The organism is Micrococcus sp. CH7 (assembly GCF_001595485.1).
Lineage (GTDB): Bacteria > Actinomycetota > Actinomycetes > Actinomycetales > Micrococcaceae > Micrococcus > Micrococcus luteus.
In genome coordinates, this window is the sequence record NZ_LOSQ01000003.1 from 54,775 (window position 1) to 69,651 (window position 14,877).

Annotated in this window: 12 protein-coding genes and 3 tRNA genes; 5 read left to right on the forward strand and 10 right to left on the reverse strand. The window is 72.6% G+C overall.

Annotated features, from left to right (window positions below):
• Positions 1 to 135 precede the first annotated feature (135 nt).
• A complete protein-coding gene (locus AUV08_RS01005) occupies positions 136 to 1,602 on the forward strand; it encodes an amino acid permease (protein WP_061866893.1) in 1,467 nt (488 codons plus the stop codon).
• 82 nt (positions 1,603 to 1,684) lie between these two features.
• Here AUV08_RS01005 and AUV08_RS01010 read toward each other — a convergent pair whose 3' ends face one another.
• A complete protein-coding gene (locus AUV08_RS01010) occupies positions 1,685 to 3,544 on the reverse strand; it encodes a BCCT family transporter (protein ID WP_061866894.1) in 1,860 nt (619 codons plus the stop codon).
• Between the two features lie 202 nt (positions 3,545 to 3,746).
• Between AUV08_RS01010 and AUV08_RS01015 the strand changes: the two genes are divergently transcribed.
• Positions 3,747 to 4,013: a hypothetical protein gene (locus AUV08_RS01015; RefSeq protein ID WP_049158132.1), complete on the forward strand. Its 267-nt coding sequence runs from the start codon at positions 3,747 to 3,749 to the stop codon at positions 4,011 to 4,013.
• 79 nt (positions 4,014 to 4,092) lie between these two features.
• On the opposite strand, the gene AUV08_RS01020 is transcribed toward AUV08_RS01015, so the two are convergent.
• From AUV08_RS01020 to AUV08_RS01030, 3 genes are all read right to left on the reverse strand, one after another.
• Positions 4,093 to 4,168: transfer RNA gene (locus AUV08_RS01020), tRNA-Phe, on the reverse strand.
• 72 nt (positions 4,169 to 4,240) lie between these two features.
• Positions 4,241 to 4,314 (reverse strand) — tRNA-Asp (locus tag AUV08_RS01025).
• 116 nt (positions 4,315 to 4,430) lie between these two features.
• Positions 4,431 to 4,503: transfer RNA gene (locus tag AUV08_RS01030), tRNA-Glu, on the reverse strand.
• Between the two features lie 125 nt (positions 4,504 to 4,628).
• Between AUV08_RS01030 and AUV08_RS01035 the strand changes: the two genes are divergently transcribed.
• On the forward strand, positions 4,629 to 5,024 hold the full coding sequence (locus tag AUV08_RS01035; RefSeq protein WP_002856128.1) for a metallopeptidase family protein: 396 nt from the start codon (positions 4,629 to 4,631) through the stop codon (positions 5,022 to 5,024).
• Positions 5,025 to 5,031: 7 nt separating this feature from the next.
• On the opposite strand, the gene AUV08_RS01040 is transcribed toward AUV08_RS01035, so the two are convergent.
• The 5 genes from AUV08_RS01040 to AUV08_RS01060 form a co-directional block, all read right to left on the reverse strand.
• Positions 5,032 to 6,006 carry a universal stress protein gene (locus AUV08_RS01040; RefSeq protein ID WP_061866895.1) on the reverse strand — a complete coding sequence of 325 codons (975 nt, stop codon included), beginning with the start codon at positions 6,004 to 6,006 and terminating at the stop codon, positions 5,032 to 5,034.
• Between the two features lie 60 nt (positions 6,007 to 6,066).
• Positions 6,067 to 7,035, reverse strand: coding sequence for a spermidine synthase (locus AUV08_RS01045; protein ID WP_061866896.1), 969 nt, complete (start codon positions 7,033 to 7,035; stop codon positions 6,067 to 6,069).
• 126 nt (positions 7,036 to 7,161) lie between these two features.
• Positions 7,162 to 7,656, reverse strand: a complete 495-nt coding sequence (locus AUV08_RS01050) for a GNAT family N-acetyltransferase (protein WP_157554055.1) — start codon at positions 7,654 to 7,656, stop codon at positions 7,162 to 7,164.
• Positions 7,657 to 7,807: 151 nt separating this feature from the next.
• Complete coding sequence (locus AUV08_RS01055; protein WP_020625365.1) at positions 7,808 to 8,167, reverse strand: thiamine-binding protein; 360 nt, start codon at positions 8,165 to 8,167, stop codon at positions 7,808 to 7,810.
• A gap of 80 nt (positions 8,168 to 8,247) precedes the next feature.
• Positions 8,248 to 9,588, reverse strand: a complete 1,341-nt coding sequence (locus AUV08_RS01060; RefSeq protein WP_061867614.1) for an Nramp family divalent metal transporter — start codon at positions 9,586 to 9,588, stop codon at positions 8,248 to 8,250.
• 161 nt (positions 9,589 to 9,749) lie between these two features.
• On the opposite strand from AUV08_RS01060, the gene pta reads away from it, so the two are divergent.
• Both pta and AUV08_RS01070 read left to right on the forward strand, forming a co-directional pair.
• Positions 9,750 to 11,825 carry a phosphate acetyltransferase gene (gene pta, locus AUV08_RS01065; protein ID WP_061873053.1) on the forward strand — a complete coding sequence of 692 codons (2,076 nt, stop codon included), beginning with the start codon at positions 9,750 to 9,752 and terminating at the stop codon, positions 11,823 to 11,825.
• Positions 11,826 to 11,845: 20 nt separating this feature from the next.
• Positions 11,846 to 12,994, forward strand: coding sequence for an acetate/propionate family kinase (locus AUV08_RS01070; RefSeq protein ID WP_061867612.1), 1,149 nt, complete (start codon positions 11,846 to 11,848; stop codon positions 12,992 to 12,994).
• Between the two features lie 128 nt (positions 12,995 to 13,122).
• Here AUV08_RS01070 and AUV08_RS01075 read toward each other — a convergent pair whose 3' ends face one another.
• Positions 13,123 to 14,877 carry an ABC transporter ATP-binding protein gene (locus AUV08_RS01075; protein WP_061873054.1) on the reverse strand — a complete coding sequence of 585 codons (1,755 nt, stop codon included), beginning with the start codon at positions 14,875 to 14,877 and terminating at the stop codon, positions 13,123 to 13,125.

The following is a 14,877-nucleotide window of genomic DNA, read 5'->3' on the forward strand; positions in this document are numbered from 1 at the left end:
TCATCCGGCACGGTCGGATGAACTCGACGTAACGTCCACGATGACTCGCATCACACCGGACAAAGTGGCATGAACGCTGTGTCACGAGTCACCATGGCGTGTCCTGATCCACCCCCCTTCGAGCGGAGACTTCACGTGAGCACCTCCCCCTCCGGCTCCCGCGTCGCCGAGCCCGACGCGGCCACCACGGACCGCGGGCAGCTGCACCGCGGCCTGAGCCAGCGGCACATCATGTTCATCGCCCTGGGCACGGCGGTGGGCACCGGCCTCTTCTACGGCTCGGCCGGCGGCATCCAGGCCGCCGGGCCGGGCGTGATCCTGTCCTTCCTCGTCGCCGGCGCCGCCGTGTTCCTCGTGATGCGCGCCCTCGGCGAGATGACGCTCCGTGAGCCCGTCTCCGGCTCCTTCGCCGCCTATGCCTCCCGTTATCTCGGCCCCTTCGCCGGCTACGTGACCGGCTGGACCTTCGTCTTCGAGCTGGCCGTCGTGATCGTCGCGGACACCGCCGCCATCACCACGTACATGGCGTTCTGGTTCCCGGGGGTCCCGGCCTGGGCCTGGGTCGCCGCCACGATCCTCGTGGTCGGCCTGATCAACTTCACGCACGTCGGGAACTTCGGCGAGGCCGAGTTCTGGCTGACGCTCGTGAAGGTCGGGGCCATCGTGGCGATGATCTTCGGCGGTGTGATCCTGCTCTTCACCGGCGCCTCCACCGCGGACGGCACCCAAGCCAGCCTGGCGAACCTCGTGGACCACGGCGGATTCCTGCCGCACGGCATCCTGGGCGTGCTGACCGCGCTCACCATCGTGACGTTCTCCTTCGGCGGCATCGAGACCCTCGGCGTGGCCGCGGGCGAGGCCAAGAACCCGGAGAAGGTGCTGCCCAAGGCCATCAACACGGTGCCGATCCGCATCCTGTTGTTCTACGTGCTGACGATGGCGGTCATCATGGCCCTCGTCCCCTGGAACCAGGTGGACGGCAAGGCCAGCCCGTTCGTGCAGATCTTCGAGGGCCTCGGCGTCCCCTTCGCCCCGCACCTGCTGAACTTCGTGGTGCTCACGGCCGCCGTCTCCGCGATCAACGCCTGCATCTACGCGTCCGGTCGCCTGCTCTACGCGATGGCCCATGACGGCCAGGCGCCCCGGGCCTTCACCCACACCAACCGCGGCGGCGTGCCGTGGCTGTCCGTGGCCGTGACGCTGGGCGTGATGGTGCTCGGCGCGGTGCTGATCACCGTGGACCCGAACGCCTTCAGCCTGGTGGCCGGCGTCGCCTCGTTCGCCGTGGTGCTGACCTGGGCCATGATCTTCCTGTCCCACCGCGCCATGCGCAGGCGCGTCGCGGAGCAGGGCGCGGAGCCGTCCCCCTTCCCCATGCCGCTGGGCAACGTCGGCACCTACCTGGGCCTGGCGTTTGTGGCCACCGTGGTGATCACCATGGCTACCATCCCGGATTCGCGCCGCGCGCTCATCATCGGTCTCGTGTGGGTCGCGGTCCTGACCCTCGCCTGGTTCGTCACGGGCACCCGCACGTCGGCCGCGGCCCACAGCCGCACCGGCACCCTGCCGGTGGTCCGCACCCGCCAGTCCCACGAGGACTGACCCCCACGACGACGACGGCCCCTGTCCCGCGCGGGACAGGGGCCGTTCTCGTCGGGGCCGGGAGGGCGCCCGGGGGCGGACGTCAGTGCTCGTGGCGGCGCAGCCGGGTGCGGCGGGACCCCTCCGAGGCCGGGACGCCGGCGGCCGCATCGGCGATCCGCTGCTGGTGGTCGCGGCTGAGCGAGGCCCACCACTGCGACGCCGCCACGGGGCCGGCGTCGATCACCTCGTCGTCGTCGGACTCGAGGCCCAGGCGGTCCTTGATGGAGGCCAGCATGGCCTGGCGGCGCACCGCCTCCACCCGCGCCACGGAGTAGCCGAGCGAGCGGAACGTGGCCAGGCAGATCAGCAGCATCATCACGGAGAACGGCAGGCCGATGGTGATGGCCAGGACCTGGATCGCGGACAGGCCGCCGGCGGCCAGCAGGGCCGCGGCCATGAGCGAGGTGGCGATGGCGAAGAAGATCTTCACCGTGGCCTTCGGGTTCACGTCGCCGCCCGTGGCGAGCATGCCCATCACGAGCGAGCCCGAGTCGGCGGAGGTGATGAAGAAGATGCCCGAGAGGATGATGGCGCCGACCACGAGCATCGTGCCCGCGGGCAGCTGCTCGAGCACCTGGAAGAGCGCGGTGTTCGAGTCGATGGCGCCGTCCGCGCCCACCACGGAGGTGTACCCGGCCGGGCGGGTGGTCTCGAGGAAGATCGCGGTGCCGCCCAGGATGCCGAACCAGACCACGCCCACCATGGTGGGCACCAGCAGCACGCCGGCGATGAACTCGCGCACGTTGCGACCGCGCGAGATGCGGGCGATGAAGATGCCGACGAACGGCGTCCAGGACATCCACCAGCCCCAGTAGTACGCGCTCCAGCCGGCCTGCCACGCGTCGCCCTCGGCGCCGTAGAACGCGGAGACGTTGAGCGAGTTCGCGAAGAAGTACTGCATGTAGGAGCCGAGGGACTGCACCATCTCCTTGAACAGGAACGCGGTGGGTCCCACGATCGCGATGAACAGCAGCAGGCCGGCGGCCAGGATCAGGTTGGTGTTGGACAGCCACTTCATGCCGCGCTCCACGCCGGAGACCACGGTGTAGAGCACCACGCAGGTGACCGCGCCGATCATGGCGTACTCGAGCCAGGGGCTGTCCTCGGGCACGATGCCCAGCGCGCGCAGGCCCGCGGACATCTGGGTGACCCCGAGGCCCAGCGAGGTGGCCACGCCGAAGACGGTGCCGATGAGGGCGATGTTGTCGATCAGGTGGCCCCAGCCGCCGCGCACGCGGCGCTCGCCGATCAGCGGCTCGAAGGCCCAGCGCAGCGCGAGGGGACGGCCGCGCCGGTGGATGGCCAGCGCGACCGCCACGCCCACCACCGCGTAGATCGCCCAGGGCTGCAGGCCCCAGTGCAGGAACGTGGTGGCCAGCGCCGACTGGGCGGCCTCCGCCTGGGTGGGGTTGGCGGCCGCCACGTCGGGCCGCGGATCGGTGAAGTGCATGAGCGGCTCGGTCATGCCGAAGAACACGAGGCCGATGCCCATGCCCGCCGCGAAGAGCAGGGAGAACCAGGACAGCGTGGAGAACTCGGGCTTCTCATCGGGCTTGCCCAGCGTGATCCCGCCCTTGCGGGAGAACGCGAGGTAGCCGCAGAACAGCACGAAGAACAGGGCGACGAGCGCGTACCACCACGAGAAGTTCGTGATGATGGCCTGCTGGACCAGGCCGATGCCCACGGTCATCTGGTCGGGGGCGAGCAGCGTGGCCCCCACGAAGGAGAGCACGATGACCGCGGAGGGCCAGAACACCCACGGCAGCAGGACGCGGTCGCGGGCGGCCGCGGCGGAGGTGTCTGGGGTGACGCCGGCGTCCGGGTCGGTCGCCGGGGACGGATGGTACCCGGGTCGCTCGGGACTCCTGGGCTCGGTCGAGGGCGGTGTCGAATCGCTCATCCTCCCGACCCTACGTGGTCCCGCCCGCCGCCTCCCCGCCTGAGGCGCGGCCGAGTGGACGGTCTCACCCGGCGGTGTGACCGCGCCCACGGCCCCGGCGGGGGCGCCCCCTGGTGAGGCGTGGGCGGCCTCACTAGGGTGTGGGACACCACGACGACGGCGGCGCCGGACGGGCCCGCCCGTGAGAGGAAGGACCCGCACCATGACTGACGTCCCCTTCGAGGACCGCGAGGACGAACGAGAGCTCGAGACGGACCTGCTCGCCGATCCCAACGCCGCCGGCGACCCCGAGCCGGAGGACGGCCGCGACGGCCAGCCCGTGCCCGGCGGCTCGGACGACCCGCAGCACTGGGCCGGGGAGGGACGTGCCCCGGACTCCCTGCGCAATGCGGAGTCCGCCGCCATGCACATCGAGGAGGATGCCCAGGACCGCACGCGTGCGGGCGAGGGCGACGTCGAGATCCTGTGACCACCCCTCAGCCCCGGTCGAGCAGAGCAGCCCCCCGGACGACGAAGGCCCCCCGCGTCTGCGGGGGGCCTTCTCGAAGTGGTGGCTCCGACCGGCGTCGATCCGGTGACCTTACGATTTTCAGTCGTACGCTCTACCAACTGAGCTACAGAGCCCGGCGACCTTCGTCACCAGGACCATGCGTCACCGGACTCCGTTTCCGAATGCCGGTGATCGGACGATCCGAGCGACCCTGACGGGACTTGAACCCGCGACCTCCGCCGTGACAGGGCGGCGCGCTAACCAACTGCGCTACAGGGCCATGTTCTGTTGTTCTCGCCGCTTTCGCAACGAGTGGAAACTCTAGCAGAGCCTCCGAGTGTCGTGCAAATCCACGCTCCACGTGCCGTTCCGGCCGCCGAGGGCGGCCGTTCTGCGTACCCCCAACGGGATTCGAACCCGTGTCGCCGCCGTGAAAGGGCGGTGTCCTAGGCCTCTAGACGATAGGGGCAGGTCCGGTGTCGAGATTCCCGAGGTGGACCCTGGGAGTCTATGGTGGCCGCACACCCTCCGGCAAGTCCGGCCGCCGGCCGGCCGCCCTCCGCACCGCGGAGCCCCGCACCCCCAGGAGCCGCCGTGGACCACCGTCCGTCGCCCGAGCAGCCCGCCGCCACGTGGATGAGCGAGCAGGAGTTCGACGACGCCGTCTCCGCGGCCCTCACCCGCATCCCGGACGAACTGGCACGGCTGCTGACGAACGTCGTCGTGGTGGTGGAGGACGAGTACGAGCCGCAGCGCTGGGAGGACCCGGCCACCGAGCTGTTCGGCCTCTACGAGGGCGTGCCGCTGACCGAGCGCGCCGAGTTCGCGTGGCAGATGCCGGACCGGATCGTGGTGTTCCGCGGCCCGCTCACCCGCCACTGCACCTCCCGCGCCGAGCTCGAGGACGAAATCACCGTCACCGTCATGCACGAGGTGGGGCATTTCTTCGGCATCTCCGAGGAGCGTCTCCACGAGCTCGGCTGGGGCTGAGCGCCGGTCAGGACTCCGGCTGGTCGTGGACCGGGCCGAACGAGGCGCGGCGGCCGAGGCGGACGTCCTCGCGGAACGGGACGACGAGCACCGGGCCCTTGGCGTGGTCCGCGACGCCGCGGCTGGTGGAGCCGACGATCGCACCGGCGAAGCCGCCCAGGCCGCGCGTGCCCACCACGGTGAGGCGGGCGGTGGCGGTCTGGTCCACCAACACGTCCACGGGGGTGCCGTCCACGAGCTCGGTGAGGACCTCGAGGCCGGGGAACTCGGAGCTGATCCACGCGGCGCCGGCGTCGAGACGCTCGCGCAGCTCCCGCTCGCGGGCCTCCTCGTCCAGACTGACGGCCAGCCACGCGGCGTTCGCGCCCAGGGGCGGGACGGCACACACGAGCTTCAGCGGGGCCTGGCGGAGGCGGGCCTCCTCCGCGGCCTCGAGAGCGGCGGCACGGCCCTGCTCGGAACCATCGACGCCCACCACGACGGCGGTCCTGTCCCCCGCGCGGCTGGCCTCGACCCCGGCGGGGATGAGGGCGACCGGGCAGTGCGCGTGGCCGGGCAGCGCGGCGGCCACCGAGCCGAGCAGGCGACCCATGAAGCCGCCGCGGCCGCGGGCGCCCGAGACGAGCAGGGAGGCGTCGGCGGAGAGCTCCACGAGGACGCCGGCCGCGTCGCCGATCTCCACGCGCAGCTCCGGACGCACCCCGTCGGCGTCGAGCTTGCCGGCGACCTCCTCCAGGAGGGCCTGCACGCCCTCGCGGAGGCGGGAGTCGTCCAGGACGGCGCCGCCGGCGTCCGCGCCGTAGCCCCAGTACGCGGGGATCGAGTAGGCGGTGACGAGGGTCAGCGGCTCGCCGCGCAGGGCGGCCTCGCGCTGGGCCCAGCGGGCGGCGGAGACGGACTGGTCGGAGCCGTCCACACCCACCAGGACGCCGAGCGGTGCGTCCTCACGGCGGGGGGCGGCGGGCTGGGTCTGGGCGGACATGGCGACCTCCTCGAGTCAGACTCGACGGGCCCCGGGCGGACCCGGCCGAGTGCCTCCAGTCTACGCCTCGGGGCCCGGGACGAGTCCCGTGATCCCGGGCGCGACACCCGCGGGGAAGCCGCGTGGATCCTCCGCGAGCCGGGCCGGGAAGGCGTCCATGCGCAGGGCACGGGCCAGGCGGTCGCGGGGGTCGGAGCCGGGCGGGGCGTCCGCGGCGGGGCGGGCCACGGGGGCGTCCGAGGCCGCCACGATGACGTTGCCGCGGCGCCGCCCCTTGAGCATGGGCGGATCCGCGATCACCTCGACGTGCTCGAACGCGGCGACGACGGCAGCCACGTCCGCCCGCACCGACGTCAGGTCCGGCCCGCCGCCCACGTTGAGCACGTACAGCCCGCCCGGGGCGAGGACCCGCGCGGCGGCGCGGGCCGCGTCCAGGCCGGTGAGGCCCGGCGGGGTGATGTGGCGGGCACCGGTCAGGTCCGTGGGGTCCGGGGCGAAGACGTCGCGGATGATCAGGTCGCGGCTGGCCGGGTGGGCCGTGGCCAGGACCTCGGCGGCGTCGGCCACGCGGATGCGCAGGGCCGGGGCGCGGGGCAGGCCGAAGCGCTCGCGGGCGAGGGCGGCCAGGCCGGCGTCGATCTCCACCGCGGTCTGGTGGGAGCCCGGGTACGCGTGGTCCACCCAGCGGGCGAGCGCGCATCCCGCACCGCCCAGGTGCAGGGCCCGCAGCGGCGTCGGCTCCGGCCAGTGCGCCCGGACGGCCGCGGCGGCCCAGCGCATGTACTCGAAGCCCATCCGCTCGGGGTGGTCGGGGTCCAGCGGGGAGGACTCGACCCCGTTGACGTACAGCACGAACGCGCCGGGCTCGTACGGGTCCTCGCGGATCTCCGCGGTGCCGTGGCTGATCTCGTGGACGCCGGGGACGATCCCCTCCGGCTCCGCGGCCCGGCCGCGCCGGGCGGCCGACCCCCGCGACGACGAGGACGCCGCCGACGACCGACCCGACGACCGACCCGACCGCCGGCTCACGCCCCCACGCCTTCGTTCGGGAAACGGGAGCCTCCAGAGGCGCCTTCGTTCGGGGAACGGGAGGTCCCCCGACCGCTTCCGTTCGAGGAACGGGAGCCCGACGCCCGCCCGGAGCGAGTCCGCCGCTCAGCCACGACGCACCACCAACTGCTCGTGCAAGCCCGCCCACGGCCCGGTCATGGGCTCGGGCCCACCCTCGGGCGCGAAGCCGTGCTTCGCGTAGAAGGCCACCGCGCGCGGATTCTCGGCGAGCACGCGCAGGACCGCCGGACGCTTCCCGACGACGGCGTCCAGCAGGAGCGCACCCAGGCCCGTGCCGTACGCCTCAGCCAGGACGTAGAGCGCCATGAGCTCGAGGTCGGGCAGGCCCCCGCCCTGGCTGCGCCGCGGGCCCGCGAGCGCCATGCCGAGCAGCCGGCCGCCGTCGTCGGCGACCCACAGCTCCCGGTCCGAGCCGACCAGCGCGGCCCACCCCGGGACCTGCTCCGGCACGCCCGCGTCCACGGCGTCCAGGTGCGCGGCGGGCAGCAGCCCGCCGTAGGCCTCGCGCCAGGCCTGTGCCTTGACGCGCAGCAGGGGCTCGACGTCGTCGGACGTGGCCGGTCGCACGGTGACGGCCATGGCGGACCTCCTGGGCATGTGGGGCTCCCGTTCCTCGAACGAAAGCGGTCGGGGGACCTCCCGTTCCTCGAACGAAGGTGCCTCCCGAGGCTCCCGTTTCTCGAACGGAAGTGGGGGTGGGCGGGGGTGGGGGGCTGGGGGTCAGCCGGGATCAGCGGGCGTCCGCCGCGTCCCCGTTCCCGTCCTCGGCGAGCGCCGCCTCGAGGCGCTCGAGCTTGCCGTCCAGCTCGCCCGAGTGGCCGGGGCGGATGTCCGCCTTGAGCACGAGCGAGACCCGGGAGCCGTACGAGGAGACCGCGTCCACGGCGCCGCGCACGACCTCCATCACCTCGTCCCAGTCGCCCTCGATCTCCGTGAACATCGAGGAGGTGCGGTGGGGCAGGCCGGAGGCGCGGACCACGGCGACGGCGGCGGCCACCGCCCGGTGCACGGAGGCGGTGTCCGCGTCCCCGGGCAGGTGGGCGGAGTCGGCGGGCTGGCCGGAGGGAGCGACGGAGAAGGCGACGATCATGGCACCAGTGTGCCCGCTGCGCCGCCCGTGGTCACCGGCCAGGGCCGGCCGAGTCGGAGCCCACCCGGCCGGCCACCCGGTCAGCCCCCGATCAGCGGCTGCAGGGCCTTCCACAGCTCGTTCACGCCGATCGCCACGAACACGGCCGCGGTCAGGCCCAGCAGGATGTTGCGGACCCAGCCGTTGCGGAACTGCCGCGGCACGTCCTTCGTGTTGTTGAGGAACAGCAGGGTCACGGCCAGGAACGGCATGAACAGGGCGCCGAGCGTGCCGTAGAGCAGGATCAGGAAGATCGGCCGGTCCAGGAACAGCAGCGCCATGGGCGGCAGGGTCAGCCACAGCAGGAAGAAGCGGCCGGGCTTCGAGGACAGCGACGGCGCGTCGTCCTGGTCCAGCTCCTCGGCGGGCCGGCGGAAGTTCGTCCAGAAGTCCGCGAACATCAGCGAGACGCCGTGCCACACGCCCAGCAGGGAGGAGAAGGACGCGGCGAAGAATCCGATGAGGAACACCGTGGACCACACCGAGCCGTAGCGCTCGGCCAGCACGTCGCCGACGTCGAGCAGGCCCTTGTCACCCGAGGAGATCGCCAGCCCCGCCGAGTGCAGCAGCTCCACACCCATGACCATGGTGGCGATCACGAAGATGCCCGTGAGGATGTACGAGGTCGCGTTGTCGAACCGCATGACCTTCAGGTACTTCGGGACGTTCCAGCCCTTCTCGCGCAGCCAGTAGCCGTAGGCCGCGAGCGTGATGGTGCCGCCGACGCCGCCGGCCAGGCCGAGCACGTAGAACATGGCCTGGGGATCGCCGGAGGGCAGGCGCGGCACGAGACCGGCGAGGATCTCGCCCAGGTTCGGGGCCGTCAGCGCCGCGGAGAGCAGCACCGTCACGAACATGACGCCGATCAGCACCGTCATGAGCCACTCGATGAGCCGGTACCTGTCCAGCCAGACCAGCCCCAGGCCGATCAGGCCCGCGGCGATCGCGAACACCTTGCTGTCCACACCGGGGAACAGCGCCGCGAGCGGCAGGGCGGTGGAGGACATCGCCGTCGCCCCGTACACGATGCCCCAGATGAGGATGTACGGGCCGAAGTACCAGGACGTCCAGGCCCCGAGGGTGCGCCAGCCCTGGAAGATCGTCTTGCCGGTGGAGAGGTAGTAGCGGCCCACGCCCTCCACGAGCACGATCTTGAAGATCACGCCCAGCACCACGGCCCACAGCAGCATGTAGCCGTAGCGGGAGCCGGCGGTCAGGGTGGCCACCAGGTCCGCCGCGCCCACACCCGTGGCCGCGGCGACGATGCCCGGGCCGAGGGAGTTCCAGCGCGGGCGGATCGGCGTCTCGTTCAGTTCGGCGTCGGTGAACCCGACGATGTCCGGGTTGTGCACGGGGCGGCCGCGGTCGGCTCTCGTTGCCATGGGAGGGTCCTTGATGCTTGACGGGGCGAGTGCAGTCATGTGTGTCACGCGCGTGAGAGACACGCCTCACTCACGTCGATCCGCGTCGGCCGGGACGGGCCCCGACGCCGCGGCCTCGGTACCGTGAACGACGAGCCCCGTCCTCCACCGGAAGGTCCGCCATGCCCCAGGGAATCTTCGTCTCCACCACGTCCACCGGCGCCGGCAAGTCCCTCGTCAGCCTGGGCCTGGCCGACTCGCTGTACCGGCGCTCCGGCACGGTGGGCTACTTCCGCCCCGTGGTGCCCGGTGACGACGTGGAGACCGACCCCATGGTGCTGCTGATGCGCGAGCAGTACGGCCTCTCCCCGGAGCAGGCCCGCGGCGGCCTCACCGCGGCCGAGGCCCGCACCCTCATGGCCGAGGGCCGCGGCGACGAGGTCCAGCAGCGCTGCGTGGAGCAGTACGACGCCATGCGGGCGGCGGGCGGCGTCGTGGTGGTGGAGGGCACCGACCTGATCAGCCCGGACCCGGCCGCCGACCTCGACCTCAACGCCCAGCTCGCCCGCAACCTCGGCACCCCCGTGGTCGCCGTGGTCTCCGGCGCGGACCTGACACCCGAGCAGGCGGCCGACGTCGTGGACCTGGCCCGGCGCACCCTCGACGACGCCGGCGTCGAGCTGCTGGCCGTCATGGTCAACCGCGCGGACCCCCGTGACCTCGACGCCGTCGGCGCGGCCGTGCGCCCCGGCCGCCACGCCTGGCCCGTGTACGTGCTGCCCGAGCTGACCGAGCTCGCGCACCCCTCGGTGGCCGAGGTGGCGGACGCGCTCGGGCTCGAGCAGATGGCCGGGCAGGAGACGCTGGACCGCGACGTCGCCGAGGTCAAGGCCGTCTCCATGGAGGGCGGCAACTTCCTCGAGGTCCTGCGCGAGGGCGCGCTCGTGATCGTCTCCGGCGACCGCTCCGACGCGATCCTGGCCACCGTGGCCTCCTCGCTGACCCCGGACTTCCCCACCCCCTCCGGCATGATCCTCACCAACGGCATCCTCCCGAACCGCCAGCTCCAGCGGCTCTACCTGGGCGCGGCCTTCCCCGTGTTCGTCACCCACGACGACACGTTCACCACCGCCGCGAAGGTCTCCCGGGTGCGCTCCGAGCTCTCCAGCGCCCAGCCCCGCAAGACCGCCGCCGCCCTGGGCACCTGGCACCAGCGCGTGGACGGGGACGAGCTGCTGGCCCGCTTCGACCTGCCACGCACCGACGTCGTCACCCCTCTGCGCTTCCTGCACGAGCTGATCTCCCGCGCCCGCGCGGACCGCCGCCGGATCGTGCTGCCCGAGGGCGAGGATGCCCGCGTGCTGCGCGCCGCCGAGATCCTCCAGCGCCGCGACGTCTGCGACCTCGTGGTGCTCGGCCCGGCCGCCGCCGTGCGGGAGCTGGCCTCCCGCGAGGGCGTGGACCTGACCGGGATCGAGCTCGTGGACCCCGCCGACTCCCCGGACCTGGAGCGCTACGCGCAGGAGTACGCCCGGCTGCGCGTCCACAAGGGCGTGGACGCCGAGCGCGCCCGCGAGGTCATGCAGGAGGGCGCCTACTTCGGCACGATGATGGTCCACCTGGGCGACGTGGACGGCATGGTCTCCGGCGCCGCCCACACCACCGCCAACACCATCCGCCCCGCGCTGGAGTTCGTGAAGACGAAGCCGGGCGTCTCGATCGTCTCCTCGGTGTTCTTCATGCTGCTGCCGGACCGCGCCCTCGTGTACGGCGACTGCGCCGTGAACCCGGACCCGGACGCGCAGCAGCTCGCGGACATCGCCGTGGCGTCCGCGGCCACCGCCGCCCAGTTCGGGGTGGACCCGCGCGTCGCCATGCTCTCCTACTCCACGGGCGCCTCCGGCTCCGGGCAGTCCGTGGACAAGGTCCGCGCCGCCACGGAGCTCGTGAGGGAGCGCGCCCCCGAGCTGAAGGTGGAGGGCCCGCTGCAGTACGACGCCGCCGTCAACGCCTCCGTCGCGGCCTCGAAGATGCCCGGCTCCGAGGTGGCCGGCCAGGCCACCGTGTTCGTGTTCCCGGACCTGAACACCGGCAACAACACCTACAAGGCCGTCCAGCAGTCCTCCGGGGCGGTCGCCGTCGGGCCCGTGCTGCAAGGCCTGAACAAGCCCGTCAACGACCTCTCCCGCGGCACCACCGTGGAGGACATCGTCAACACCGTCGCCATCACCGCCATCCAGGCCCAGGCCCAGGGCTGACGCCCCGGAAGGAGTCCCCCGTGCTCGTCCTTGTCATCAACTCCGGCTCGTCGTCCCTGAAGTACCAGCTCCGTGAGCTGGCCGACGACGGCACGGACGCCCCGGTGCCCGTCCTCGCCCAGGGCCTGGTGGAGCGCATCGGCGTCCCCGGCTCCGGCGTGCCGGACCACGCCGCCGCCCTCGAGCAGGTGGAGGCCGAGCTGGCCGAGGCGACCGGCGGGCGCACCATCGACGCCGCCGGCCACCGCGTGGTCCACGGCGGCGAGCGGTTCACCGCCCCGGCCCGGGTGACCAACGAGGTGATCCGCGCGATCGAGCGCCTCGCCCCGCTGGCCCCGCTGCACAACCCCGCCGCCGCCCAGGGGCTGCGCGCCATGGCCGAGCGCTGGCCGGACATGCCCCAGGTGGTCGTGTTCGACACCTCGTTCCACCAGACCATGCCCCGCGAGGCCTGGCAGTACGCCCTGCCGGACGAGGTCTACACGGAGCACGGCATCCGCCGCTACGGCTTCCACGGCACGAGCCACGACCTCGTCACCGGCCTCGCCGCGGAGCATCTGGGCATCCCGCGGGGGGAGTTCCGGGCCGTGGTGCTGCACCTGGGCAACGGCGCCTCCGCCACCGCCATCCGCGACGGCGTCTCCGTGGACACCTCCATGGGCTACACCCCGCTGGCCGGCCTGGTGATGGGCACCCGCTCCGGCGACCTGGACCCCTCCGTGGTCACCCACCTCATGCGGAACCACGGCTACGACGCCGAGGAGCTGGACACCCTCATGAACAGGCGCTCCGGCCTGCTGGGCCTGGCCGGGGAGGCGGACATGCGCCAGGTGCTGGAGAACGCCGCCTCCGGGGACGGCCGCGCCCGCAACGCCCTGGACGTGGCCTCCTACCGGCTGGCCAAGTACGTGGGCGGCTACCACGTGGCCGTGGGCGGGGCGCAGGCGATCGTGTTCACCGCCGGGATCGGCGAGAACTCGGCTCCGTTCCGGGCGCGCGTGCTCGACCGGCTCGAGGCGCTCGGGGTGGCCTACGAGGCCGAGGCCAACCGCGCCCGCGTGGCCGGGCCCCACACGATCTCCGCGCCGGAGTCGGCGATCCCGGTGCTCGTGGTCCCCACGGACGAGGAGCAGGCGATCGCCCGCTTGACGTGGGAGCTCGCCCGCTGAGCACCGCGCCCGACCGTCCGACCGACGCCCAGCGACATCACCGCCGGTCCGCCCGGCGGTGATGTCGCTGCGGCTCGGTCGACACGAACGGGGCGCTTCTGCACCCGACCGTCCGGCCCGGTCAGCGCTCAGACGTGCGTCCCGTTCGCCTCGACGGCGATGCCCAGCTCGTTGCCCGGGATCGAGGCGAGCAGGCGGCGGGTGTACGGGTGCCGGGGGTTGGTGAAGACCTCCTCCGAGCTGGCCGCCTCCACCACCTCGCCGTCCTTCATCACGCACACGTAGTCCGAGATGAGGCGCACCACCGCGAGGTCGTGCGAGATGAACAGGTAGCTCAGCCCCAGCTCCTCCTGCAGGCGCCGCAGCAGCGTGAGGATCTGGTCCTGCACCAGCACGTCCAGCGCGGACACGGGCTCGTCGCACACGATCAGCTCCGGGTTCAGCGCGAGCGCGCGGGCGATCGCCACGCGCTGACGCTGGCCGCCGGAGAGCTCGGCCGGGTACCGGCGGTGGAAATGCGAGGGCAGGGCCACCTGCTCCATGAGCTCCAGCACGCGGGCCCGGCGCTCCTTCGCGGTGCCGCGCCGGTACGTCTGCAGCGGCTCCTCGATGATGCGGCCCACCGTGAACGAGGGGTTCAGGGAGGAGAACGGGTCCTGGAACACGGCCTGCACCCGCTGGCGGAAGTCCTTGAGGTCCTCGCCCTTGAGGCTGAGCACGTCCTTGTCCTCGAAGCTGATTCGCCCCGACGTCGGCTCGATCAGCTTCAACAGCATGCGCGCCGTCGTCGTCTTGCCGGAGCCGGACTCGCCGACGATCGAGACGGTCTTGCCGCGCGGGATCTTCAGGGAGACGTCCTTCACGGCGATGAAGTCCTCGTGCCCGCGTACGGGATAGACCTTGGTGAGGTCGCGGATCTCCACCAGCGGGGTGAGGTCCTGCTTCGCCAGGGCCACCGTGGTCAGGGCCGCGGTGTCGTCCTCGGCCAGGGCGACGGGCGCGGGATCGAAGGCCTCGGGCAGCAGGCGGGCCGCCGCCACCGACGGCGCGGCCGCCACGAGCGAGCGGGTGTAGGCGTGCTGCGGGTCCTCGAGGATGGCCCGCGCGTCGCCGGACTCCACCACGCGTCCGCGGTGCATCACCACGAGCTGCTGCGCCCGCTCGGCCGCGAGGCCGAGGTCATGGGTGATCAGCAGCACGGAACTGCCGAGCTCGCGGGTCATCTCGTCGATCTGGTCCAGGATCACCTGCTGCACCGTCACGTCCAGGGCGGAGGTCGGCTCGTCCGCGATCAGCAGCTGCGGCCGGCACGCCAGGCCGATGGCGATCAGCACGCGCTGGCGCAGACCGCCCGAGAGCTCGTGCGGGTACTGCTTGGCCCGCCGCGCCGGCTCGGGGATGCCGGCGCGCTCCATCACCTCGACGACGGCGGCCCCCACGTCCTTCTTCGTCGCCATGCCGTGGGTCAGCAGGGTCTCCCCGATCTGCTGACCCACCCGGGTCACGGGGTTGAGGTTGGACATCGGGTCCTGCGGCACCAGACCGATCCGGCGGCCGCGGATGCCGCGCATCCGCGACTCGGGCAGGCCCACGAGCTCCGCGCCCGCGAAGCGGACGGAGCCTGCCGTGACCCGGCCGTTGCCGGGCAGCAGGCCGATCGCGGCCATCGCGGTGGTGGACTTGCCCGAGCCGGACTCGCCCACGATCGCCAGCGTGCCCCCGGCCGGGAGCGTGAGGGACGCGCCCTCCACGGCCTGTACGGTGCCCTGCTGGGTGGTGAACTCCACGTCCAGGTCGCGGATCTCCAGCAGCGGGGCGCCGGCCGCGGGGACCGCGGGTGTCGCGCCGGGGCCGGGCGCGCCGTCGTCGTGCTTGGGGTCCAT

Excerpts from the sequence above, each read along its gene's own strand:
- AUV08_RS01010 (WP_061866894.1), bottom strand. The coding sequence starts at position 3,544 with ATGAGCGATTCGACACCGCCCTCGACCGAGCCCAGGAGTCCCGAGCGA.
- AUV08_RS01060 (WP_061867614.1), bottom strand. The coding sequence starts at position 9,588 with ATGGCAACGAGAGCCGACCGCGGCCGCCCCGTGCACAACCCGGACATC.
- pta (WP_061873053.1), top strand. The coding sequence starts at position 9,750 with ATGCCCCAGGGAATCTTCGTCTCCACCACGTCCACCGGCGCCGGCAAG.
- AUV08_RS01040 (WP_061866895.1), bottom strand. The coding sequence starts at position 6,006 with ATGTCCGCCCAGACCCAGCCCGCCGCCCCCCGCCGTGAGGACGCACCG.
- AUV08_RS01015 (WP_049158132.1), top strand. The coding sequence starts at position 3,747 with ATGACTGACGTCCCCTTCGAGGACCGCGAGGACGAACGAGAGCTCGAG.
- AUV08_RS01055 (WP_020625365.1), bottom strand. The coding sequence starts at position 8,167 with ATGATCGTCGCCTTCTCCGTCGCTCCCTCCGGCCAGCCCGCCGACTCC.
- AUV08_RS01075 (WP_061873054.1), bottom strand. The coding sequence starts at position 14,877 with ATGGACCCCAAGCACGACGACGGCGCGCCCGGCCCCGGCGCGACACCC.
- AUV08_RS01050 (WP_157554055.1), bottom strand. The coding sequence starts at position 7,656 with ATGGCCGTCACCGTGCGACCGGCCACGTCCGACGACGTCGAGCCCCTG.